The sequence below is a fragment of the Tessaracoccus coleopterorum genome, from assembly GCF_011174705.1.
GTDB classification, from domain to species: Bacteria; Actinomycetota; Actinomycetes; order Propionibacteriales; family Propionibacteriaceae; genus Arachnia; species Arachnia coleopterorum.
Map to the genome: position 1 here is coordinate 189,862 of NZ_JAANIJ010000001.1, position 21,911 is coordinate 211,772.

The 21,911-nt window shown below is 69.2% G+C and carries 18 protein-coding genes and 12 pseudogenes; 10 read left to right on the plus strand and 20 right to left on the minus strand.

Annotated features, from left to right (window positions below):
* Positions 1 to 320: 320 nt before the first annotated feature.
* Positions 321 to 725 (plus strand): hypothetical protein, encoded by a 405-nt coding sequence (locus G7085_RS23095; protein ID WP_231979099.1) that lies wholly within the window; start codon positions 321 to 323, stop codon positions 723 to 725.
* Positions 644 to 889: a hypothetical protein gene (locus G7085_RS33735; RefSeq protein WP_408647014.1), complete on the plus strand. Its 246-nt coding sequence runs from the start codon at positions 644 to 646 to the stop codon at positions 887 to 889. The genes G7085_RS23095 and G7085_RS33735 overlap by 82 nt, the downstream gene beginning before the upstream one ends.
* Here G7085_RS33735 and dnaG read toward each other — a convergent pair.
* Positions 798 to 2,623: pseudogene (gene dnaG, locus G7085_RS01265) on the minus strand (DNA primase). The gene G7085_RS33735 and the pseudogene dnaG overlap by 92 nt on opposite strands.
* 69 nt (positions 2,624 to 2,692) lie before the next feature.
* On the opposite strand from dnaG, the pseudogene G7085_RS01270 reads away from it, so the two are divergent.
* Positions 2,693 to 3,389 (plus strand): annotated as a pseudogene (locus tag G7085_RS01270) (ABC transporter permease); the annotation flags it as partial.
* Here the strand turns inward: G7085_RS01270 and G7085_RS01280 are convergent.
* The 7 genes and pseudogenes from G7085_RS01280 to G7085_RS33750 all read right to left on the minus strand — a co-directional run bounded on the left by G7085_RS01280 (position 3,364) and on the right by G7085_RS33750 (position 9,490).
* Positions 3,364 to 4,484 (minus strand): annotated as a pseudogene (locus tag G7085_RS01280) (HD domain-containing protein). The pseudogenes G7085_RS01270 and G7085_RS01280 sit on opposite strands and share 26 nt — an antisense overlap.
* Positions 4,485 to 4,557: 73 nt before the next feature.
* Positions 4,558 to 5,844: a citrate synthase gene (locus tag G7085_RS01285; RefSeq protein WP_197509726.1), complete on the minus strand. Its 1,287-nt coding sequence runs from the start codon at positions 5,842 to 5,844 to the stop codon at positions 4,558 to 4,560.
* Positions 5,845 to 5,937: 93 nt separating this feature from the next.
* Positions 5,938 to 7,001 (minus strand): annotated as a pseudogene (gene dusB, locus G7085_RS01290) (tRNA dihydrouridine synthase DusB).
* Positions 7,002 to 7,239: 238 nt separating this feature from the next.
* Positions 7,240 to 8,357, minus strand: a pseudogene (locus G7085_RS33740) (glycoside hydrolase family 36 protein).
* Positions 8,263 to 8,795: pseudogene (locus G7085_RS01300) on the minus strand (glycoside hydrolase family 36 N-terminal domain-containing protein). The pseudogenes G7085_RS33740 and G7085_RS01300 overlap by 95 nt, the downstream one beginning before the upstream one ends.
* Positions 8,717 to 9,151, minus strand: a complete 435-nt coding sequence (locus G7085_RS33745; protein ID WP_197509729.1) for a hypothetical protein — start codon at positions 9,149 to 9,151, stop codon at positions 8,717 to 8,719. The pseudogene G7085_RS01300 and the gene G7085_RS33745 overlap by 79 nt, the downstream one beginning before the upstream one ends.
* 147 nt (positions 9,152 to 9,298) lie before the next feature.
* A complete protein-coding gene (locus G7085_RS33750) occupies positions 9,299 to 9,490 on the minus strand; it encodes a hypothetical protein (RefSeq protein ID WP_231979100.1) in 192 nt (63 codons plus the stop codon).
* A 310-nt stretch (positions 9,491 to 9,800) separates the two neighbouring features.
* On the opposite strand from G7085_RS33750, the pseudogene G7085_RS01315 reads away from it, so the two are divergent.
* The 6 genes and pseudogenes from G7085_RS01315 to G7085_RS01335 all read left to right on the plus strand — a co-directional run bounded on the left by G7085_RS01315 (position 9,801) and on the right by G7085_RS01335 (position 12,722).
* Positions 9,801 to 10,612 (plus strand): annotated as a pseudogene (locus tag G7085_RS01315) (metal ABC transporter substrate-binding protein).
* Positions 10,613 to 10,652: 40 nt separating this feature from the next.
* A pseudogene (locus G7085_RS33755) lies at positions 10,653 to 10,718 on the plus strand (hypothetical protein); the annotation flags it as partial.
* Positions 10,719 to 10,804: 86 nt separating this feature from the next.
* The gene (locus tag G7085_RS31750) at positions 10,805 to 11,659 is read left to right on the plus strand and encodes a metal ABC transporter ATP-binding protein (protein WP_408647016.1); all 855 of its coding nucleotides are present in this window, start codon (positions 10,805 to 10,807) and stop codon (positions 11,657 to 11,659) included.
* Entirely contained in the window at positions 11,548 to 12,096 is a 549-nt protein-coding gene (locus G7085_RS31755; protein ID WP_331715396.1) for a metal ABC transporter permease, read from the plus strand. The genes G7085_RS31750 and G7085_RS31755 overlap by 112 nt, the downstream gene beginning before the upstream one ends.
* Positions 12,093 to 12,332 (plus strand): hypothetical protein, encoded by a 240-nt coding sequence (locus tag G7085_RS31760; RefSeq protein WP_331715397.1) that lies wholly within the window; start codon positions 12,093 to 12,095, stop codon positions 12,330 to 12,332. The genes G7085_RS31755 and G7085_RS31760 overlap by 4 nt, the downstream gene beginning before the upstream one ends.
* A gap of 111 nt (positions 12,333 to 12,443) precedes the next feature.
* Positions 12,444 to 12,722, plus strand: coding sequence for a Fur family transcriptional regulator (locus G7085_RS01335; protein WP_331715398.1), 279 nt, complete (start codon positions 12,444 to 12,446; stop codon positions 12,720 to 12,722).
* Positions 12,723 to 12,911: 189 nt separating this feature from the next.
* Here the strand turns inward: G7085_RS01335 and recO (G7085_RS33760) are convergent.
* Both recO (G7085_RS33760) and recO (G7085_RS31765) read right to left on the minus strand, forming a co-directional pair.
* Positions 12,912 to 13,310: pseudogene (gene recO, locus G7085_RS33760) on the minus strand (DNA repair protein RecO); the annotation flags it as partial.
* Positions 13,217 to 13,426: a DNA repair protein RecO gene (gene recO, locus G7085_RS31765; RefSeq protein ID WP_331715399.1), complete on the minus strand. Its 210-nt coding sequence runs from the start codon at positions 13,424 to 13,426 to the stop codon at positions 13,217 to 13,219. The pseudogene recO (G7085_RS33760) and the gene recO (G7085_RS31765), both read right to left, overlap by 94 nt.
* A 30-nt stretch (positions 13,427 to 13,456) precedes the next feature.
* Between recO (G7085_RS31765) and G7085_RS01345 the strand changes: the two are divergent.
* A pseudogene (locus G7085_RS01345) lies at positions 13,457 to 14,219 on the plus strand (isoprenyl transferase).
* Between the two features lie 5 nt (positions 14,220 to 14,224).
* On the opposite strand, the gene G7085_RS23105 reads toward G7085_RS01345, so the two are convergent.
* The 10 genes and pseudogenes from G7085_RS23105 to G7085_RS01380 all read right to left on the minus strand — a co-directional run bounded on the left by G7085_RS23105 (position 14,225) and on the right by G7085_RS01380 (position 21,880).
* Complete coding sequence (locus G7085_RS23105) at positions 14,225 to 14,596, minus strand: DUF3516 domain-containing protein (protein ID WP_231979101.1); 372 nt, start codon at positions 14,594 to 14,596, stop codon at positions 14,225 to 14,227.
* Between the two features lie 19 nt (positions 14,597 to 14,615).
* Positions 14,616 to 16,095: pseudogene (locus G7085_RS33765) on the minus strand (DUF3516 domain-containing protein).
* A complete protein-coding gene (locus G7085_RS23125; RefSeq protein ID WP_231979103.1) occupies positions 16,092 to 16,256 on the minus strand; it encodes a hypothetical protein in 165 nt (54 codons plus the stop codon). The pseudogene G7085_RS33765 and the gene G7085_RS23125 overlap by 4 nt, the downstream one beginning before the upstream one ends.
* Entirely contained in the window at positions 16,256 to 16,594 is a 339-nt protein-coding gene (locus G7085_RS23130; protein WP_231979104.1) for a hypothetical protein, read from the minus strand. The genes G7085_RS23125 and G7085_RS23130 overlap by 1 nt, the downstream gene beginning before the upstream one ends.
* 250 nt (positions 16,595 to 16,844) lie before the next feature.
* Entirely contained in the window at positions 16,845 to 17,201 is a 357-nt protein-coding gene (locus G7085_RS01355; RefSeq protein WP_197509730.1) for a metallophosphoesterase family protein, read from the minus strand.
* Positions 17,198 to 17,404 (minus strand): hypothetical protein, encoded by a 207-nt coding sequence (locus G7085_RS31770; protein ID WP_197512688.1) that lies wholly within the window; start codon positions 17,402 to 17,404, stop codon positions 17,198 to 17,200. Before G7085_RS31770 ends, G7085_RS01355 begins: the two co-directional genes overlap by 4 nt.
* The gene (locus G7085_RS01365; protein ID WP_197509731.1) at positions 17,401 to 17,694 is read right to left on the minus strand and encodes a hypothetical protein; all 294 of its coding nucleotides are present in this window, start codon (positions 17,692 to 17,694) and stop codon (positions 17,401 to 17,403) included. Before G7085_RS01365 ends, G7085_RS31770 begins: the two co-directional genes overlap by 4 nt.
* 113 nt (positions 17,695 to 17,807) lie before the next feature.
* Positions 17,808 to 19,546, minus strand: a pseudogene (gene leuA, locus G7085_RS01370) (2-isopropylmalate synthase).
* A 542-nt stretch (positions 19,547 to 20,088) separates the two neighbouring features.
* The gene (locus G7085_RS01375; RefSeq protein WP_197509732.1) at positions 20,089 to 20,937 is read right to left on the minus strand and encodes a carbohydrate ABC transporter permease; all 849 of its coding nucleotides are present in this window, start codon (positions 20,935 to 20,937) and stop codon (positions 20,089 to 20,091) included.
* A gap of 1 nt (position 20,938) precedes the next feature.
* The gene (locus tag G7085_RS01380; RefSeq protein ID WP_197509733.1) at positions 20,939 to 21,880 is read right to left on the minus strand and encodes a carbohydrate ABC transporter permease; all 942 of its coding nucleotides are present in this window, start codon (positions 21,878 to 21,880) and stop codon (positions 20,939 to 20,941) included.
* Positions 21,881 to 21,911 lie beyond the last annotated feature (31 nt).

The window sequence follows — 21,911 nt, forward strand, 5'->3', positions numbered from 1 at the left end:
GCGCACCCTTGGCGCATGAAAGACATCGACATCCCACTGATCATGCTCGCCCCCGGCGAAGACGTGGCGCTCGCCCGCGCCGTCGAGGCGGGCGTCTACGCACGCCACCTGCTGCGCGGCCGCGGCCCCGACCGGTGGCTCGAACGCGTCGTCGAGCACGGACGCCTCGCCGAGGAGACCCTCTGGTGGGTAGGCCTGCGGATCGCCCGCAAGCAGGCACGGCGGTTGGAGCAGTTCTCGGGCCTCCCCGGCGACGACCTCTTCCAGGAGTCCAGCATCGCGGTCGCCCACGCCATCCGCTCCTACGACCACACCCGGGGGTGCGCTACACCACCTTCGTGTGGCACCTGGTGCGACAGGGGTTGCACGACGCCGTCGGCGTGCGGATCACCGGTGGAAACGTCAGCCGCGGCGACCGGAGGGCGCGACTGCTCGTCGACCACATCCGCGCCGAGCGACCCGGCCTCGGCCTCGACGCCGCCACAACGCTCGTCAGGGCGAGCCGCCCGGCGGCGCTGCGCGCCCGGATGGCCCAGATCCCCTTCGACGAGTCGCTCCACAGCGTGGATCGGGGCGACGTGTGGGAGGGGGCCACCCCACCGGGCTGGGGTTCCTGGAGCTCCTGGACCCGCTGCACCGCGCTGTGCTCACCGCCCACTACCTCGCGCCAGGCACCTCGCTCGCCGCCGTCGGAGCGCAGATGGGTGTCTCGGGCACCACCGTGATGCGGTGGGAGCGGGAGGCGTGCAGGGCGGCGCGGCGGCTGCTCAGCGCCGAACGCACCGAGCTGCCGAGCATCAGCCGAGCCCGACCGCCTGGAGCCTCTTCCTGCGCATCTCAAGCTCGGTCAGTTGCGCGAACTGGGCGCGGTGCCCGGTCGGATCCTTGACCGGGTCGGTGCGCTGCAGCCGGGACTTCACATCCGCGATCTCGCGCGACACGCGCGCCAACTGCAGCCGCGATGTGTGGGTCAGCGAGTAGGTCTCATCGGCCTCCCGCAGGAGCGGCTCGACCAGCAGCGCCACCAGCAGCTGCTCGACCAGCTCGTTGGGGGCCGCTGACCGCAGCCGATCCGTCCAGTTCCCACCGAACCCGACCGAGCCGACGAGCCGGAACACTGCCGCGTAGCCGGGGTGCGTGAAGTCGCGCTCCTCGACACCGTTCCAGCCCGCGTCGAAGGTCAACGGGTACTGCAGCATGAGCTTCAGGGAGTCGCGCTCGAGCCGTAGCCCCGGGTCGTCGGGATTGGGCCATGCCGGGTCCGGCTCCGTGGGCTCCTCCAGGTCGATCACCTCGGGCGCCTGCTGGCGCCGCTTGACGTGGAGCGCCTCGCGTCGCACCTCGTCGAGGTCCATGCCGAGCACCCCTGCCAACTCGCGCAGGTACTGGCTGACCAGCGACTGGTCGCGGATCGAGCCGACCAGTTCGGCACCCTCGCGGGCGGCCGCGAGCCGCCCGTCGGCGCGATCCAGGTCGTAGCTCTTGGCGATGTTGGCCATCACGAAGCGGTACAGCGGGATCCGGCGCGCCACCAGTTCACGCACCGCCGCGTCGCCCTGTTGCATGCGGAGGTCGCACGGGTCGAGGCCTGTAGGTTCGACCGCGACGTAGGTCTGGGCGATGAAGTTCTGGTCGCCCTTGAACACCTTCAGCGCGGCGGCCTGGCCGGCCGCGTCACCGTCGAAGGTGAAGATGACCTCGCCGTGCAGCCCGTCATGGGTGCCCATCAGGCGCTGCAGCAGCCTGCCGTGGTCCTCGCCGAACGCAGTCCCGCAAGAGGCGACCGCCGTCGGGACCCCGCTGAGATGGGCGGCCATCACATCCGTGTAGCCCTCGACGACCACCGCCTGCGACTTCTTGCCTATCTCACGGCGCGCCAGGTCGAGGCCGTAGAGCACCTGCGACTTCTTGTAGACGGGCGACTCGGGGTGTTGATGTACTTGGCGGGGAGCCGGTCATCGTCGTAGATGCGCCGGGCACCGAACCCCAGCACCGCCTGCGCGGAATCGCGGATGGGCCAGAGCACCCGACCCGTGAAGAAGTCGCGGCCGGAGTCCCGGACGAGCCCGGCGGCCTTCAGGACGTCATCGGCGAACCCTTGGCCTTGAGTGTCTGCCGGAGCGCCGACCCGTGCCGCGGGGCGTAGCCGATCATGAAGTGCTGCGCGACCTCACGGTCGAAACCGCGGCCGTGCAGGAACTGTCTCCCGGCGATCGCCTCCGGCGAGTCGAGCTGGTCGGCGTAGAACTCCTGGGCCGCCTCGTTCGCCTCCAGGATCCGCTTGCGCATGCCGGGGGCTGACCGGGTCCGCTGCCGTCATCCTCGATCCGCAGCACGAGACCGGCGCGGTCGGCCAGCACCTGGATGGCCTCGACGAACGACAGGTTCTGCTGCCGCTGGAGGAAGGTGATCACGTCGCCGCCCTCGCCGCAGCCGAAGCAGTAGTAGAAGCCGCGCGACGGGGTCACCTGGAAGCTCGGGGTCTTCTCGTCGTGGAAGGGCACAACCCCTTCAGGGAGCCGCCGCCTGCGTTGCGTAGCGCCACATAGCCGCCGATCACGTCCTCGATGCGGCTGCGCTCACGGACGGCCGCAATATCCTCGTCGTTGATGCGGCCTGCCATGGGGACGAGTCTAGTCGCACTACTCTTGCGGTCGTGACAGTGGAGATCGGATGGCAGTTCGCCCTCGCCCTGGCCCTGCTCGTCGTGGTCGGGACCGCGGTGGCGCTGTGGGGACGGCTCCCGGTCGCAAGGACGATCCCGTGGGCGGCCCTGCGTGCCGGGGTGCAACTGCTCGCGGTGTCGCTGATCATCGGTGTCGCACTGCGGGAGACCTGGTCGGCGCTGCTGTTCGTGTCGGCGATGTTCCTGGTGGGCGTCTACACCACCTCCCGTCGGTCGGGCCTGCGCTCACCCGCCGCCTTCGCGTCGGCGGCCCTCGCGATGATCGCAGGCGCCCTACCCGTGCTGCTGATCGTCTTCGGCACCGGAGCGGCGCCCTTCACCGGCGCCTCCATCGTGCCGATCGTGGGGATCGTGGTGGGCAACATGATGAGCGTCCACACCCTCGTCGCCCGGCGGGCATTCTCCGACCTGCGCTCCGGGGTTGCGCAGTACGAGGCGTGGCTCGCGGTCGGTTTCCCCGCGCCACCGCGATCGGGGAGGTGATCTCGCCCACGCTGCACGAGTCGCTGTACCCCGCGCTCGACCAGACCCGCACCGTCGGCCTGGTGACCCTCCGGGCGCCTACATCGGTGTGCTGCTTGGCGGCGGCAGCCCTCTCGACGCGGCAGCTGCCCAGGTGCTGGTGCTCGTGGGCATCAACACCGGCCAGGCCTGCACCGCCGTGGCCGCACGGTGGCTCATCGCCCGCGGCCTGCTGCTTCCCCGGATCTCGCGGGCGGCTGCGTCCGTAAGCGTCTCAGGCCCGCGCCCGATCCCCTCGGCAGCTTCTTCGGGTTCCAGCCGAGCAGCGTCGACGCCTGCTCGAAGGCGAACCGGTCGGTCATGCCACCCACATAGGTGACGGCGCCCCGGACCGCGTCCTCGCTCCGGTACTCCGACGGCAGTGCCCCGGGTCGGCCAGGTAGTAGTCCACCAGGTCTGTGAGCACCCGCACGACGGTGTGCGACTGCGCGACGGACTCCGGCCGGGTGTAGATCCGTTCGTAGTTGAACCGACGCAGCTCTGCCAGGGCCTCCGCGGTGACGGCGTCCATCCCGACGATCCCTGTCAGCGCCGTGGTCTCGATGACGGCGTTGATGAACGTGGCCAGCTGGCTGCGCCGCGAGGTCCCCGCCACCCCGACGACGATGTCCGGCAGGTCGTCGATGGTGACGATGCCGGCATGGACGGCGTCCTCCAGGTCGTGCGCGCAGTACGCGATCCGGTCGGCCCAACTGACCAGCTCCCCCTCCAGGGTCGCGGGCGCGGGCCGCGACCACGAATGGTTGCGGATGCCGTCGAGGGTCTGCGCCGTCAGGTTGAGGTCGGCCAGCACGACGTCGGCACCCCAGGGTCCGTGGTCGTAGCCGCCGACGATGAACTGGTCGAACGCGTCCTCGGAGGCGTGCCCGCCGGGGCCGTGCCCGCAGTCGTGGCCGAGCGCGATCGCATCGGCAAGCGTCACGTTGACCCCGATGCCGCGCGCCATGGCGGTGGCCGCCTGCGCCACCTCGAGGGCGTGCGTGAGACGGGTGCGCTGGTGGTCGGTCGGGTAGACCACCACCTGCGTCTTGCCCGCGAGCCTGCGGAAGGCCGCGGAGTGCACGATGCGGTCGCGATCGCGCTCGAAGCAGGTGCGGAACGGGTCGGGGTCTTCCTCGACGGCGCGCTGGCCCGCACCGTCGGCGAAGGTCGCCTCTCCGACGTACTGCAACCGTTCGAGGGCCTCCCGTTCGACCCGCCTCCGTGCGCCGCGTGGGGTGATGCGGGCGCGGGAGGTGGCGTGTGCGGAGATGACGTCGTCCCCGTGGCCGTGCATGGTCTCGGCCCACTGCCGGGCGCGGGGTAGGAGTGAGTCGTTCATAGCGCCCCCAACCTACCCTGGGTCGTCGTCAGCGCTCTTCGCGGGGAACCCACTGCCTCCTGGTCTCACCGACGTACACCTGGCGCGGCCGGTAGATCCGCTGGCCGGGATTGTCGGCGACCTCCTTCCAGTGCGCGATCCAGCCCGGGGTGCGGCCGATCGCGAACATCACGGTGAACATGTCCACCGGGATGCCGATGGCCCGCAGGATGATGCCGGAGTAGAAGTCGACGTTCGGGTAGAGGCGACGCGTTGCGAAGTAGTCGTCGGCAAGCGCGGCCGCCTCCACCTCGCGGGCGATGTCGAGGAGCGGATCGGTGATGTGCATGGCGTCGAGCATCGCGTCCGCGGCCTCCTTGAGGATCCGGGCGCGCGGGTCGAAGTTGCGGTAGACGCGGTGCCCGAAGCCCATCAGCTTCGCGCCCGACTTCCGGTCCTTCACGCGGTTGATGTATTGCTGCGGCGTCCAGGCCCCGTCGCGGATCTGCTCGAGCATGTCGATGACGCCCATGTTCGCCCCACCGTGCAGCGGGCCCCAGAGGGCGTTGACGCCTGAGGAGATCGACGCGTAGAGGTTGGCGCCGGACGAGGCGACCATCCGCACCGTCGACGTGGAGCAGTTCTGCTCGTGGTCGGCGTGGAGCACGAGGAACATGTTGAGGGCGTGGGCCACCTCGGGTGTCGTCTCGTAGTCGCGGTACGGCACGGAGAACATCATGTGCAGGAAGTTCTCGGCGTAGGGCAGGTCGTAGCGGGGGTACATGATCGGCTGGCCGATGTGTGCCTTGTACGACGCGGCCGCGATGGTGCGTGTCTTGGCGATCAGGCTGGCGGCCGCCGCGCGGAACCCGTTCTCGTCGGTGAACCGGTGCTCGGGCAGGTCGTGGCTCTGCAGCGCGCTGATCATCGCCGAGAGGATGCTCATCGGGTGCGCGTTCTTCGGGAACGCGTCGAAGTGGTTGCGCATGTCACGGTGGAGCCACGAGTTCTCGGTGAGAAGGTGGCGGAACTCCGCCCGCTCCCGGTCGTCGGGGAGCTCACCGAAAATGAGGAGCTCCGCCGTCTCGATGAAGCTGGACCGTACGGCGAGTTCCTCGATCGGCACACCGCGGTAGCGGAGGATCCCCTCCTCACCCTCGATGAAGGTGATGGCCGAGGTGCACGACCCCGTGTTGGCGTATCCGTCGTCGAGCGTGATCAGCCCGGTCGCGGACCGCAGCCGCGAGATGTCGATGGCCCGCTCGCCCTCGGTTCCGGTGGTGATGGGGAGCTCGTAACTCCTGCCGTCGATGATGACGGTTGCAGTTTCGGACATGGTGGTTTCCTCCGCTCCGGGGTGACAATGACCCCGATTCAACCTAGCGAATACATATGCCACCGGTTGGGCGGGGTCCCCGAAGCGGGCTTCTCAGCCTCCCGAGACGCCGATCTCGGCGTCCGCCAGGTCGAGGTCACAGCCCGAGGTGTCGTCGTACCAGCCGTAGGGCAGCACGACCTTGCCCTCGGGATCCCTGCCTTCCGCGCGGCGTGCCGAGCTCGGTGACGGGGAACCCGGCGTCGGCGTCGAGCTCAGCGACAAGCCCCTCGAGCTCCGCCATGCTCGAGACCATGGCGAACCGGCGGCGCAGCTCACCTACCGGGTAGCCCTTGAAGTACCAGGCCATGTGCTTGCGCAGGTCGGTCAGGCCGTGCCGCTCATCGGACAGGCCCGCCAGGAGTTCCGCGTGGCGCAGGATCATCCGTCCGACCTCACCCAGCGTGGGGCGCAGCCTCAGCTCCTCGCCCCGGAAGGCGGCGGCGAGGTCACCGAAGAGCCATGGGCGGCCAAGGCAGCCGCGGCCGATGACGACGCCCGCGCATCCGGTCTGGTCCATCATCTTCAGGGCGTCCTCGGCCTCCCAGATGTCGCCGTTGCCGAGCACCGGGATGTCGACGGCCTCGACCAGCTCGTGGATGCGCTGCCAGTCAGCCTCTCCCGAGTACGCCTGCTGGACGGTGCGGCCGTGCAGCGCGATGGCCGCGGCCCCTCCTCCTGGGCGATGCGGCCGGCGTCGAGGAACGTCTCGTGGTCCCTGTCGATGCCGATGCGGGTCTTGATGGTCACGGGCACGCCCGACTCGTCTGCCGCCCGCACCGTCTCACGGACGATGGCGCGCAGCCGGTCACGCTTGTAAGGCAGCACTCCCCGCCACCCTTGCGGGTGACCTTCGGCACCGGGCAGCCGAAGTTGAGGTCGATGTGATCGACGGAGAAGTCGCGGATGAGGATGCGGGCGGCGTCGGCCATCACGTCGGGATCGACCCCGTACAGCTGCACCGAGCGGGTGGTCTCGCCCGGGTCGAACTGCAGCATGGCGTGCGTCTTGTGATCTCCAACCACGAGCCCGCGCGAGGTGATCATCTCGCACACGTAGAGGCCCGCACCCTGCTCGCGGCAGAGCTGCCGGTAGGCCGCGTTCGTGACCCCGGCCATGGGAGCGAGCACCACGGGCAGGTCGACGACGACGGCGTCGCGTCGGCTCGGCGCGTGCAGGCGCAGCGGGGCTACGGAAGGCATGACTCTCCTGGGATGGGCCGACCCGGGAAGTTTACGCCGCCCGGCCCGGAGGCCGGCAATCGAAGCCGCTCAGATGCGCTCCAGCTCGAACAGCACCGCCGTCTCCGGCAGCAGCTGTGGGCGCGGATCCCCACCGTGGACAGCACCGAGCCGGTCAGCTCGAGCGGGGCTGCCTCCCACCGTGGCGGGCCTCCGGCGGCACCGGCTGCCGGTCGATGGCAGTGACGCGGTAGCGCGCCGCCGGATCGAGGCCGGGGAACCGGAGCATGCCGAGGTTGCCCAGCGGCGAGGCCGCCAGCTGCGACAGCGAGAAGATGGCCTTGCGGGAGGCGACGACGCCCTTGAAGTAGACGGAGGGATCGGGCAGGTCGACGCGGATCATGTCGCCGCCGAGCAGCACCGCCCGGTTGGCCTTGTACCAGTCGATCCACCAGCCGAGCTCGGCGAGTTCCTCCTCGTCGGCCTGGGCGAGGTCCCATTCGATCCCGAAATGACCGAACACCGCGGTGGCGGCCCGGAACGAAAGGTCGTGCCAGCGGCCGGTGGTGTGGGAGCGACCCGATGCGACGTGACTGCCCTGGAACTCCGTCGGGATCAGCTGGCTTGTCCACCACAGCATCCGCTGCCGCTCCGCCGGGTCGATGATGTCGGACACCCAGACGCGCTCCGCGCGCTTGAGCACCTCCAGGTCGACGCGGCTTCCACCGGAGCTGCACGACTCGAACTCGACCTCCGGGTGCCGGGCGCGCAGGGCGTCGAGGAGCCGGTAGAAGGCCTCGGTCTGGGCGTGCACCGCCGCCCGCCCGCCCGGGCGGTGCCTGCGTCGAGGAGGTCGCGGTTGTGGTCCCACTTGACGTAGCCGATGCGGTACCCACTCAGCACCGCGTCGACCTGTGAGAAGACGTGCTGCCAGGCCGCGTCGATGCTGAGGTTGAGGATCTGCTGGTTGCGCGCCCGCAGCGGCAGCCTGCCCTTGGGCGCCATGATCCACTCGGGGTGGGCGCGGGCGACGTCGGAGTCCTCGTTGACGGCCTCCGGCTCGAACCAGAGCCCGAACTCCATGCCGAGGTCGACCACGCGGTCGACGAGCGGGTGCAGGCCGTCGGGCCAGACGTCGGCGGACACCACCCAGTCGCCGAGCCCCGACCGGTCGTTGCGGCGCGACCCGAACCAGCCGTCATCGAGCACGAAGCGCTCGACTCCGAGCCGGGCTGCGCGCTCCGCCAGGTCGGTGAGGCGGGCGGCGTCGTGATCGAAGTAGACGGCCTCCACACATTGAGCGTGACGGGTCGGTCGACGCCGGGGCGTGCGGCAGGGCCCGGAGGAAGTCGTGGTAGCGACGGGCGACGGCGTCCAGCCCGTCGCCGTAGGAGAAGTAGAGCCACGGGCCGCGGTAACTCGCGCCCCGTGCCAGGCGGCCCTCGCCCGCCAGCAGCAGTTCGCCACCGGAGAGCACCTGGACGCCGTTGAGGTCGCGTTCGGCCTGGTGGATGTGGTTGCCGCTCCAGGCAGTGTGAACGGCCCACGTCTCACCGGAGCCGTGCCCGAAGCCGGGCACCCCAGGTGCAGCACGTAGGCGGCGTCGGGGCCGGTGCGGCCGTGGCGGCCCTCCCGACGGTGCTGTCCAACCGTCATGGGCACCCGTTGCGGGAAGCGCTCGACGCCCCAGCGGCCGGAGAAGTCGAGGACCTCGTCCGCCCGCCCGGGCACGGGAGGGAGAGGGTCAGTTCGTCGACCTGGAAGACGCCCTCTGCGAGGTTGGTCACCGTGGCGCGCGCGGCGACGAGTCCCTGCGGGGTGAGTTCCACCTCGAGGAGCAGCCCGAGGCCGGCGTCGGCGGCGGTGGCTTCGAACGACACGGTCGCGGCACCCGCGCTCACGTGTCCGCCGACCTCGAGGCCGTCCAGGAGCACCCGGTCGACCCGCCAGTCCGGCGTCCAATCGGCCCCGTCACGCGATCCGATCAGCCCTGGGCGCAGGACGATGCCGTCGCGGCCCTCCAGCAACAGCCCATACCGCAGCGGGGAATCGGGCTGGCTCGCCATCACCGGCAGTTCCTCGGCCACGAGGAGCGCGTCGATGTCTGCGGGACCAACTTCACCGGGTCGCTCCCCAGTGCAGGACGCGTGGGAGGCGGCCCTCCTCGACGGTGAGGATGATGCCGACGTCGGAGGCCCTGAGCGCGATGGTTGTGAACATGTTGGTCGGTCTCCTCAGTTGATCCGCGGCAGGTTGGAGCCGACCTCGTCGGGCGGCAGATAGGCGCTCGGCTCATCGATGGCCATCGACAGCAGCGGCGTCAGGAGCATCTTCGCCTCATAGCCGTTGAAGGACCGCCGGTAGGCGCCGACGCTCTCCCAATGCCCGACGATCGCCCACAGGTCGGGGTCGTCGAGATTGCGCACGACGTCGATCCCGAGACACCCGGGTCGCTCCGACCACCATTCGACGGCCGGGCCGCCAGTTCCCCGAAGCGCGGATCGGAGGTCCTGAATCGACTGAAGGCGAGCATGCGCCGACCCTACCCAATGGAGCGGGGCCGGGTTGACACCCCAACCCCTCCTTATTGATAATGGTTTTCATCATGAAGATCCGCAACGCACTGCTCGTCCCCGCGGCGGCCCTCCTGCTCACGTCCTGCGCGAACGTGGCACCCGAGGGACCGCACCCCACGTGATCGCAGCCTTCTACCCTCTGGAATGGGCCGGTTCGCAGGTGCTCGGCGGCCGCGGCACGATCACGACGCTCACCGCACCCGGCGCCGAGGCCCACGACCTCGAACTCACGCCGCGTCAGATCGCCTCGCTCGCGGAGGCCGACCTCGTCATCTACCTCAAGGGCTTCCAACCCGCGGTCGACAACGCCGTGGAGCAGTCCGGGGCCGAGCACATCCTCGACGTCGGCAGCGTGGTCGACCTGATGCCCGTCGAGGAGGAACACGTGCACGGCCATGAGGACAGCCCGGGCGACGGTGCACACACGGCCGACGACGGCCACGATCACGGCCCGCTCGATCCACACTTCTGGCAGGACCCCGAGCGGATGCAGGCCCTCGTGACGGCACTCGGCGCGACGCTGGGCGACACCGACCCGGACGGCGCGACGACCTATTCCACGAACGCCGCGACCACCGTCACCGGCCTCGGCACCCTCGACCGGGAGTTCGCCTCCGGGCTCGCGGACTGTCGGCGGTCGGCCTTCATCACCACGCACGCGTCGTTCGGCTACCTCGCCGAGCGTTACGATCTCACCGAGATCGGCATCTCCGGCATCAACCCGGACGAGGAGCCCTCCCCGCCCGCATCGCGGCCGTCCAGTCGGAGGCGAAGGAGCACGGGCTCACCACCATCTTCTTCGAGACCCTGACCTCCGACGCCGTCGCCCGGGCCATCGCGGGCGACCTGGGCCTCGGGACCGCCGTCCTCGACCCGCTGGAGGGCATCTCGAGTCGCTCGCCGGGCACGGACTACCCTTCGATCATGCGGGCCAATCTCCAGGCCCTGAGGAGCGCAAATGGCTGCAACTGACCTCGTCTCGGCGGAGCACCTCTACGTGTCGATCGGCGGCATGCCGATCCTGCGCGACGTGTCCGTGCGGGTGCGCCAGCACGAGGCCGTCGCGCTGCTCGGCGGCAACGGCTCCGGCAAGTCGACGCTGGTGCGCACCCTGCTCGGATCCTCCCCCACCAGGAGGGCACCATCTCGCTCTTCGGCGACGAGGTGCCGGGGTTCGGCGACTGGTGGAAGGTCGGCTACGTGCCTCAGCACAGCGCGATCTCGGTGCCGAACGCCACCGTCCGCGAGATCGCGTCGGCAGGCAGGCTCGCACACCGTAGACCATTCCAGTGGCTGCGCCGCTCCGACCGCGAGATCGTCACGCGCAGCCTCGAACAGGTCGACCTCGCGGCCCGGGCAGACTGGCCGTTCAAGTCGCTCTCCGGCGGCCAGAAACAGCGGGTGCTGATCGCCCGTGCACTCGCCTCCAACCCCGAGCTCCTGATCATGGACGAGCCCTTCGCCGGCGTCGACCTGCACAGCCAGGCCGGGCTCGCCGAACTCCTGGGCCGACTGCGGGACGAGGGCCTCGGCATGCTGGTCGTGCTGCACGAACGGGGACCCATGACGGGCATCCTCAACCGGGCCGTCACCCTGTGCGACGGCCGCATCGTCGACCACGAGCCGCCCTCTGGCGGCGCCTGCATCGACGACACCGATGCCATGCCCGACCCCTCGGCCTCACCGACCCCATCGCAGGGAGCCTCCAGTGATAGATCTGCTCAGCCTCCCCTTCATGCAGCGGGCCCTGATCGCCGCCATCCTGAGCGGGCTGATCGCCCCGCCATCGGCACGTTCATCGTGCAGCGGCGGATGTCGCTGCTCGGCGACGGCCTCGGCCACGTCGCCATCATGGGCGTCGGGCTCGCGATGTGGACGGGCTGGGCCCGCTCCCGGTCGCGGCCGTTGTGTGCGTCACGGGCGCGGTCATCGTCGAACTGCTCCGGCAGAACGGCAAGGCCTCCGGCGATCTCGGCCTGGCGATCCTGTTCTACGGTGGGCTCGCCTCCGGCGTGCTGATGGCAGGCATGGCCGGACAGGGCACCGGCGGGCTCTCGTCCTACCTGTTCGGGTCGCTCACCACGGTCAGCTCCACCGACGTCCTGGTGATCGTGGGCCTGGCAGTGGTGATCCTCGCCGTGACGGTCGGGCTCGCGCCGCGCCTGTTCTCCGTCTCGGTGGACGAGGCGTACTCGCAGGTGCTCGGCATCCGCGTGCGCTGGCTGAACCTCCTGATCGTGGTGCTCGCCGCTGTCACCGTCACGGTGTCCATGCGCACAGTCGGCCTACTGCTGGTCAGCGCGCTGATGGTGATCCCGGTCTCGACCGCGCAGCAGGCCTTCGTCGGCTTCTACGCCTCCTTCTTCGGCGCGATGGGATCGGCGTGCTCGCGGCCATCGGTGGGACGGTGGGGTCGTTCTACCTGGACACCGCCACCGGCGCCACCATCGTCGTGACGGCGATCCTGCTGCTCGGCCTGTCCTGGCTGGTCGGGAAGAGGCTGCGCAGGGAGGACCGGTTCATCCCGTTCATCGAGGACCACGGGCAGCACGCCCACGAGCCGGCGGAGGCCGACCCGGTGACCGCGCACCAGCACGCCCACGAACGCACCATCCAGCACGGCGACCATCTCGACTACGTGCATGACGGACACAGGCACGCGCTGCACGGAGACCACTATGACGAGCACTAGGCCCACCAGGCAGACCTGGCAGAAGGCTGCGGTCCGCGACCTCCTCGAGGGGGTGAGGAGTTCCGCACCGCCCAGCAGATCCACGACCAGCTGCGCGGGACAGGCGCGAAGGTGGGCCTCGCGACCGTATACCGGGCACTGCAGGCGATGGCCGAGGCCGACGAGGTCGACGTGCTGCGCACCCCTGAGGGCGAGGCCGCCTACCGGGCCTGCTCGTCGGGCCACCACCATCACCTCGTGTGCCGCTCGTGCGGCTACTCCATCGAGATCGCCGCCCACGTGGTGGAGGATTGGGCCGCGTCGGTGGCCATCGCCCACGGGTTCACCGACACCGGCCACGAGCTGGAGATCTTCGGGCTCTGCGGGAACTGCTCTCAGCGCTCGAAATAGGGAAGCGACCTGAGCGCGCGGTCCAGATGCCACGTCGCGTAGGCGACAACCATGCCGTCGACGCGCGTCGCGACGTTGCGGGCGTGGCGACGGCGTGCTCCCAGTTCCCGGAGAGCAGGGCGCCGAGGTGGGCGCAGTCCTCCGACTCCAGCGTTGCGGAGCCGGGGGTGCGGCAAGACGTGCACACCGCGCCTCCCCCTGCGGCGAGAACCAGCGCACGTCGTGGGAGCTGCACCCGGCGCAGTCGGTCGTCGCGAGGCCGTAGCCGGCGATCGCGAGGGCCCGCAGGAGGAACGAGTCGACGATCAGCGGCGCGGGCAGGTCGCCGCGTTCCAGCGCCAGAAGCGCGCCCAACAACAGCAGGTACTGCTGCAGCGACGGCGTGCGTTCCTCGGACACCAGCCGGTCGGCCGTCTCCACCAGCACCTGCGCCGCAGTGAACCGGGAGTAGTCGGCCGCGAGCCTGCTTGCGTGCAGCGCCTCCACCTGGGTGATCACCTCGAGTGAGCCGCGGCCCTCCGCGAACTGGATGTCCACGTGGCTGAACGGCTCGAGCCTGCCGCCGAACCTGCTTGAGGTGCGTCGCACCCCTTCGCGACGGCGCGCACCTTCCCGTGGGTGCGCGTCAACAGCGTGATGATGCGGTCGGCCTCACCGAGCAGGTGGGTCCGCAGCACCACGGCTTCGTCACGGTAGGTGGGCACGGGCCGAGTCTAGGCGGCTACCCTGAGGGTGTGCCTCAGCCTCGCCGTCGTCCCACGCCCCACCCCAGCGGTGCCGTGGCGCCGATCATCCCGCGAGGGCGCTCCCGCGGCACGTGGCGATCGTGATGGACGGCAACGGGCGCTGGGCGAAGGAACGCGGGCTGAAGCGCACCGAGGGCACGCGATGGGCGAGGCGTCGCTGCTGGACGTGATCCACGGCGCCATCGAGCTCGGCATCCCCTACCTGTCCGCCTACGCGTTCTCGACCGAGAACTGGAAGCGGTCGCCGGACGAGGTGCGGTGGCTGATGGGCTTCAACCGCGACGTGATCCACCGTCGCCGCGACGAGCTGAACGAGCTCGGGGTGAGGATCCGCTGGGCGGGTCGCAGGCCGCGCCTGTGGGGCTCGGTGATCCGCGAACTCGAGGTCGCCGAGGAGATGAGCAGCGGGAACGACACCCTGACCCTGCAGTTCTGCGTCAACTACGGCGGACGGGCCGAGATCGTCGACGCGGCCCGTGAGATCGCCCGCCTCGCCGCCGCGGGGAGACTGGACCCGGAACGGCTGACGGAGGCCCGCTTCGCGAAGTTCCTCGACGAGCCGGAGATCCCGGACGTCGACCTGTTCCTGCGGTCGTCGGGTGAGCAGCGCACGTCGAACTTCCTGCTGTGGCAGTCGGCCTACGCCGAGTTCATCTTCCTCGACCGGCTGTGGCCGGACTTCGACCGTCGTGACCTGTGGGGCGCGGTCGAGCAGTACGTGACGCGGGAGCGGCGGTTCGGCACCGCCTAGCCGCGTCAGTCGAGTCGCTCGAACGCGGTGGCCCGCACGATCGCGGCTCCGGCCGCGTCGCTGGCGGGCAGGTCGACGTCGGCGATGATCCGCCAGTCGTGGTTGCCCGCCGGGTCGTCGATGATCTGGGTGACCCGCCAGTGCTCCCTGCCCTTGTCGATCCCGAACATCTGCGGGCCGCGGGCGGCGCCACCGGTGCCGATGTCGTCGTGCTCGTCCCAGTACCCGGCGAGAGCGTCGTCCCAGGCCGCGGCGTCCATCGCCACCTCGAGCGGAGGGTCGGCCAGGTGCGCGGCGGCCGCCTCGAGGGCGCCGAGTTCCTCCCACCGGTCGAGCGCGGCCAGTTCGACGCGTCGGAACATGGCGGTGCGGATCATCGCGGTGAAGGCGCGCTCGTTACCGGTGACCGGTCGCGGCGGGGCGGCGGGGCCCCTGCGCCGCGAGCTCGGCGGCCGCGGCCACCTTGTCCGGGTCGGTCAGCGCCTCCCACTCGTCGAGCAGGGACGAGTCGGTCTGACGCACCGTCTCCCCAGCCACTCGACGAGGTCGTCGAAGCTCTCGTTGCGGAAGTGCTCGGGCACGGTGTGACGGAGCACGCGGTAGGCGTCTGACAGATACCTGAGCACGGTGCCCTCGCTGCGCTGCAGCTTGTAGAACGAGATGAACTGCGTGAAGTTCATGGCGCGCTCCCACATGTCGCGCACCACCGCCTTGGGCGACAACGCCGAGGCATCCACCCACGGATGCGACTGGGAGTAGATGCCGATGGCGTGTTCGAGCAGCTCGGCGTGCGGCTTCGGCCAGGTGACGTTCTCGAGAAGTTCCATCCGCTCCTCGTACTCGACGCCGTCGGCCTTCATCTGTGCGACGGCCTCGCCGCGCGCCTGGAACTGCTGGCCGAGCAGCACCTGGAACGGATCTTCGAGCACCGCCTCCATGATGGACACGACGTCGAGGTGGTAGGTCGGCGAGTCACTGTCGAGCAGTTCGAGCGACGCGACGGCGAACGGCGCGAGCGGCTGATTGAGGGCGAAGTCGTCTCCGATGGCATCGGACATCACGCACCAGCCGCCGTGGGGTCCGGTTCGTGCAGCTTCACCAGCACGCCCGAGTTCAGGAGGCCACGGGTCAGCGCGAGGGCATGCCGATTGAGGGCTCGGCGCCGATCGGGCGACTCATGGCTGGTGTCGATGAGGTGGCGCATCGCCTCGTAGCTGTTGCCCGGGCGCTGCGCGATGTTGAGGATCATCGAGTGGGTGACCTGCATCCGGCTGGTCAGGTTCTCCGGCTCGGCCACGATGATCTTCTCGTAGCCCTCCTCCGTCCAGCCGACGAAGCCCTCCGGCGGCTTGCGCCGCACCACCTTCCTGCGCTTCTTCGGGTCATCGCCCGCCTTGGCGAGGGCGCGCTCGTTCTCGATGACATGTTCCGGGGCCTGCACGGCGACGAAGCCGACCGTGTCGAAGCCGGCCCTCCCGGCCCGCCCGGCGATCTGGTGGAACTCTCGGGAGCGGAGCTTGCGCACGCGGGTGCCGTCGTACTTCGCGAGACCGGTGAACAACACGGTGCGGATGGGCACGTTGATGCCGACGCCGAGGGTGTCGGTGCCGCAGATCACCTTCAGCAGCCCCGTCTGCGCGAGCTGCTCCACGAGGCGTCGGTACTTCGGCAGCATGCCCGCGTGGTGTACCCCGATGCCGCGGCGCACCAGCCCCGACAGGATCTTCCCGAAGCCGGGCCCGAAGCGGAAGGCGCCGATCTCGTCGGCGATGCGGTCCGCGTCATGGCGCGTGATGAGGTTGACGCTCAGCATCCCCTGGGCCCGCTCCAGCGCCTCGGCCTGCGTGAAGTGGACGATGTAGACCGGAGCCTTCATCTCCTGGACGAGGTCGACGACCTTCTCCTGGATCGGGTCATCGACCACTCGAACACGAGCGGTACGGGACGCTCTGCGTCGTCGATCAGGCTGGTCGACCGGCCGGTGCGTTCGCTGAGCTGCCGCGACATCTCCTCCACGTCCCCGAGCGTGGCGCTCATCAGGAGAAACTGGGCCTGCGGAAGTTCGAGCAACGGCACCTGCCACGCCCAGCCGCGGTCAGGCTCCGAGTAGAAGTGGAATTCGTCGGCGATGACCATGCCGACGTCGGCCCCTCGCCCTCGCGCAGGGCGATGTTGGCGAGCACCTCCGCGGTGCAGCAGATGATGGGCGCGTCGGCGTTGACGGAGGCGTCGCCCGTTACCATTCCGACGTTCTCGGCGCCGAAGACCTGGCACAGGGAGAAGAACTTCTCACTGACGAGCGCCTTGATGGGCGCGGTGTAGAAGCTGACCCGGTCGGTGGCGAGCGCCGCGAAGTGCGCGGCCAGCGCCACCATCGACTTGCCCGACCCGGTGGGGTCGCGAGGATCAGGTTGTTGCCCGAGAACAGCTCGATGGAGGCCTCGTCCTGGTGCGGGTAGAGAGAGATTCCCTGCTCCACGGCCCACGCAGAGAAATGTTCGTACAGGGTGTCGGCGTCACCGGAGACGCGGTCGGTGAGCTTGGGCATGGGCACCACCCTACCGGCGGCGCCGGGGAACGCCGTCCGGTGGAGGGCTCAGGAATCGGGGCCGATGCTGTGCAGCGTCACCTGGGACTGGTTGAACAACCGGAGCGGTGGGCCGGTGACGCCGACCCGGAGTCGATGTAGAGGGTCGCGTCGCCGTCGGTGTAGGCACCCTTGCTGACCCGCGGGAACCACTGCCCACCGGGTTGGTAGATGGCACCGACCAGCGGGAGCCGGATCTGGCCGCCGTGGGTGTGGCCACACATCGCGTAGTCGATACCGTGCCTGTCCAGGCTCGGGAGGATCTCGGGCGAATGGGTGACCACCAGGCGGAAGCCCTCCTCCGGTGCCCCGTCCACGGCGGCCGCAAGGTCTCCGTTGCCGGTGTAGTAGTCATCCACGCCGATGAGCGTCAGGTCGCCGAACGCGCCGGTCACGGGATGGACGCGTCGTCGAGGATCGTCACGCCGTAGCGCTCGAGGAGTTCGTGGACGCGGGCATGGTCGGCCGACCAATGGTCGTGGTTGCCGTCGACGAAGTAGCTCGGCACCCCGATGCCCGCGAGGCCCTCCAGCAGCCGGCGGGCGGGGTCCAGGGTGCGGTTGGTGGTGTTGACGAGGTCGCCCGTGATGGCAATCAGGTCGGGCTCGGCCCACGCACCAGCTCGACGATGTCACGCACCTGGGCGGGTCGGGCAATGTTGTGGAAGTCGGTCACCTGCACGACGCGCAACTCGGAGACCAGCTCGTCGGTCACGAACCGGGCCTCGTTGAGGCGGGTGTTGCGCACCTCCCACGTGCCTCGCACCAGCGCACCGCCGCCCAGCAGCGCCAGCACCGTCAGGACCGCGAGGACCCGCGGCCAGCGGCGTCGACGCCGTCCTTCTGCGCCACGGCGGCTCGTGCGGGTGGCGGTGCGTCGGCTCTGCATGGGCGCCACCCTAGCGGCCCCACCCGACGGGCACCGCCGGTCGGGACGGGTCGCCCTGGGGTGGAACCGGAGGTGGCCCTGACCGGTCCGGTCGGGGCCACCTCGTGCCCGGCTCAGCGGGCCGCGCGGTTCAGGGCGCTCAGGATCGCCTTCATGGAGGCGCTGGTGATGCTCGGGTCGATCCCGACACCCCACATCACCTGGGCGTCGTCGCCGGAACCGACCTCGCACTCGACGTAGGCCGCGGCCGTGGCGTCGCCGCCGGCCTCCAGGGCATGCTCGGCATAGTCGAGCACCCGGACCTGCGCGCCCTCACGGCTCAGCGCGTCCACGAACGCGGAGACGGGGCCGTTGCCCTCGCCGTCGATCCGGACACCCTTGCGCATCGGGCCGTCGATGGTGGCGTCGACCCGGAAGTGCCCGTTGCTGGACGTCGAACCGGCCGCCTCGAGCACCCACGGGCCCTCGCCCAGGTACTCGCCCTCGAAGATGCGGTAGATCTCCTTCGGGGTGACCTCGCCGCCTGCGGTGTCGCTGTGCTGCTGGACCACCCGGCTGAACTCGATCTGCAGGCGACGCGGCAGATCCATCTTGAACTCGTTCTTCATCAGGTAGGCCATGCCGCCCTTACCCGACTGGGAGTTGACGCGGATGACTGCCTCGTAGGTGCGGCCGACGTCATGGGGATCGATGGGCAGGTAGGGAGCCTCCCACGGCATCTCCGCGACGGTGCGGCCCGCCTCCTCGGCGACCCGCTCCAGGTGCTCCAGACCCTTCTTGATGGCGTCCTGGTGCGAGCCGGAGAACGCGGTGTAGACCAGGTCGCCGGCGTAGGGGTGGCGCGGGTGGACGGGCAGGCCGGTGCAGTACTCGACGGTGCGCCGCACGTGGTCGATGTCAGACAGGTCGATGTGCGGGTCGACGCCCTGCGTGTACAGGTTCAGCGCCAGGGTCACCAGGTCGACGTTGCCGGTGCGTTCACCGTGCCCGAACAGGCAGCCCTCGACGCGGTCGGCGCCTGCCATCTGCCCCAGCTCGGCCGCGGCGACCGCGGTGCCGCGGTCGTTGTGCGGATGTAGCGACACCGCGACGTGGGAACGGTTCTTCACGTGTCGCGAGAAGTACTCGATCTGGTCGGCGTAGGTGTTGGGCGTCGACCGTTCGACGGTGGCCGGCAGGTTGAAGATGATCTCGCGGCCCTCACCGGGCTGCCACACGTCGGAGACCGCGTTGCACACCTCGACGGCGAACTCGGTGGGGGTCTGGGTGAAGATCTCCGGCGAGTACTCGTAGCCGAACTCGACCTCGGGGAGGTACTTGTCCGCATAGCGCATCACGGTCTCGGTGCCGCGGGTGGCCAGCGCGATGCACTCCTCCGGAGAGATCCGGAAGACCACCCGACGGAACAGCTCGGCGGTCGCGTTGTACATGTGGATCGTCCCGCGCCGTGCGCCGACCAGCGACTCCGCCGTCCGTGCGATCAGGTCCTCACGGGCCTGGGTCAGCACGGAGATGGTCACGTCGTCGGGGATCCGGTCGCCCTCGATCAGCTGGCGGACGAAGTCGAAGTCGGTCTGCGACGCCGACGGGAAGCCGACCTCGATCTCCTTGTAGCCCATCGATACGAGCAGTTCGAACATCCGCAGCTTGCGGGCGGGCGTCATCGGATCGATCAGGGCCTGGTTGCCGTCGCGCAGGTCGGTCGAAAGCCAGCGGGGCGCCTTGTCGATGCGCTTCGTGGGCCAGGTTCGGTCGGGCACATCGACGGGACGAACGGGGTGTAGCGGTGCACCGGCATCGGCGTCGGCTGCTGCACTGGAACCATCTGGCGGCGGGTGTTGAACTGGGTCATCTTGATACTCCTCGACTGGGATCTGCCTTGCGCCAGACACGGGAAAGCACCGCAACGAGGGTTCTGGCTTGATGATTATCGAGCCCCGTTGCGGCGACCAAGGAGGAGGTTGCGCCATGCCACGAGCGTGAGACTATCTCGTCACGCGGGCCGGGACAAGGGCTTTCCGCATGGTGGACCATGCGGATGGTTCAGAACCGGAGCCGTCCGGATCGTCTGGTGGGCCCACGTCGCGACGAGAGGGTGGGTGGCCGATAGTTCCGGCCGGACCGACCAGAATCGGCTACTGGCCGATTTTCCCCGGACGCCCCGCCGGGGACGACCACCCGTCAGTGGCCGATAGTTCCGCCCGGACCGACCAGAATCGGCTACTGGCCGATTTTTCCACGGACGCCCGCCGGGGACGACCACCCCGTCAGTGGCCGATAGTTCCGACCGGACCGACCAGAATCGGCTACTGGCCGATTTTTCCGGCACCGCGGCGGACGGTGGGGCGGCCGGAGGTTCATGGAACCTCGGGCCGCCCCACCGCCGGGTGCTGACTACTTGCCTGCGCCGGCGGTCAGGCCGCCGATCAGGCGTCTCTCGATGATGCCGAACAGGATGATCACCGGGACGATGGCGATCAGCGCGACGGCGAACAGGTACTGCCAGTCCTGGATGTAGAGGCCCAGGAAGCGCGGCATTGACACCGTCAGCGGCTGCAGATCGGGCGTCTGGACCAGGATCAGGGCCGCCGCATACTCGTTCCACGAGTTGACGAACACGAACACGATCGCTGTCACGATCCCGGGCCACACGAGCGGCAGCGAGATCCTGAACATGGTCTGCAGGCGGCCGAGGCCGTCGATGAGCGCCGCCTCGTCGATCTCCTTCGGCACCGACGCGAAGAACGCCTGCATGATCCAGATGGCGAAGCTCAGGTTGAACGCGCCATTGATGAGGATCAGCGCGCCCCACACCGCATACCCCTGCCAGCCGCGGAACTCCTGGTAGAGGCCGACGGCGAGCACGGTGGGCTGCAGCATCTGCGTGATGAGCACGAGCAGCAGGAAGACGAGGCGTCCCGGGAACCGGAACCGCGCCACGTAGTACGCGGCGGGCGTCGCGACGAGCAGCACGAGCAGCGTCGCGCCGCCGGCGATGACGACGGTCGACAGCAGCGACGAGGCGGGGTTGACCTCAGAGCTCCACACCGAGATGTAGTTGCTCCACTGCGGCTGGGCGGGGAAGTACACCGGCGGGATGTCGGTGACCTCGAGCCTCGTCTTCAACGAGGTGATGAACATCAGCGCGTACGGGAAACCGAAGAAGGCCACGATCGCGATCGAGCCGAGCGCGACGAGCCACGGGTTGGGGCGTCTGTGGATGCCCTGCTGGTGCTTCGCCATGTCAGTCCACCTCCTTGGTCGGGCGGACCGCTGCGAGGTAGATTGCGATGATCACCAGGCAGAACAGGAAGTTCAGCACGGACAGCGCCGATGACACACCCGGGCCCAGCGAGCGCTGGTACTCGTACATGAGCGTCGTGGTGATGTGGCCGGTGTGGTATCCGGGAGTCTCCTGGAGCAGCCGCAGGATGGGCAGTGAGTTGAAGACGTTGATGATGTTGATCAGCGCGGCGGTCGCGATGGCGGGCCTCAGCAGCGGAAGAACGATCTGCAGGTAGCGCTGCGCGGGATTGGCACCGTCCACATGGGCGGCCTCCAGCACCTCGTCCGGGACCGACTGCAGGCCGGCGAGGATCGTGTAGGTGGTGAACGGGAGCGACACGTAGATCGCCACGAACACCGCGATCCAGAACGCACTTGTGGGGTCCTTCGTCCAGGCGCGCCCCACCTCGAGGATGCCGGTGTCGACCAGCAGCCGGTTGAACAGGCCCACGTTCTCCTGGAGGCCGTACCGGAAGACGGTGGCGGTCATGACGACCGAGCAGGCCCACGGCAGGATGATGAACAGGCGCAGCAGCTTGCGCCCGCGGAAGGGCTTGTTGAGGAACTGTGCGAGCAGCAGCGAGAGCAGCACCGTCACGATGACGACGACCACGACCCACACGACGGTGTTCAGCAGGATCCTTCCGACCGGCACGCCAGGGAAGGTGAGCGCACCGGCAGGGCCGATGTAGTTGTCGAGGCCGATCGGGGCGTCGCCCTTACGGATGCCCTGCTTCGTGTACTTGAAGAACGAGGTGTAGACCATCAGGCCTGCGGGGTACAGCACCACGCCTGCGATCAGGATCATGGTGGGCAGCAGCCATGGGAGGGCCGCCACGGTCTCACCGATCCGGGACTTCCTTCTGGAGGCCACCGCTTCGGCGTTGGCGTTGATGGACAAGGGGTTGGACCTTTCTGGGGGTTGACGGCCG

Excerpts from the sequence above, each read along its gene's own strand:
- G7085_RS01375 (WP_197509732.1), bottom strand. The coding sequence starts at position 20,937 with ATGGCGAAGCACCAGCAGGGCATCCACAGACGCCCCAACCCGTGGCTC.
- G7085_RS01285 (WP_197509726.1), bottom strand. The coding sequence starts at position 5,844 with ATGTCCGAAACTGCAACCGTCATCATCGACGGCAGGAGTTACGAGCTC.
- G7085_RS01365 (WP_197509731.1), bottom strand. The coding sequence starts at position 17,694 with ATGCAGAGCCGACGCACCGCCACCCGCACGAGCCGCCGTGGCGCAGAA.
- G7085_RS23130 (WP_231979104.1), bottom strand. The coding sequence starts at position 16,594 with ATGGTGGCGCTGGCCGCGCACTTCGCGGCGCTCGCCACCGACCGGGTC.
- G7085_RS23105 (WP_231979101.1), bottom strand. The coding sequence starts at position 14,596 with ATGATCCGCACCGCCATGTTCCGACGCGTCGAACTGGCCGCGCTCGAC.
- G7085_RS23125 (WP_231979103.1), bottom strand. The coding sequence starts at position 16,256 with ATGAGCGCCACGCTCGGGGACGTGGAGGAGATGTCGCGGCAGCTCAGC.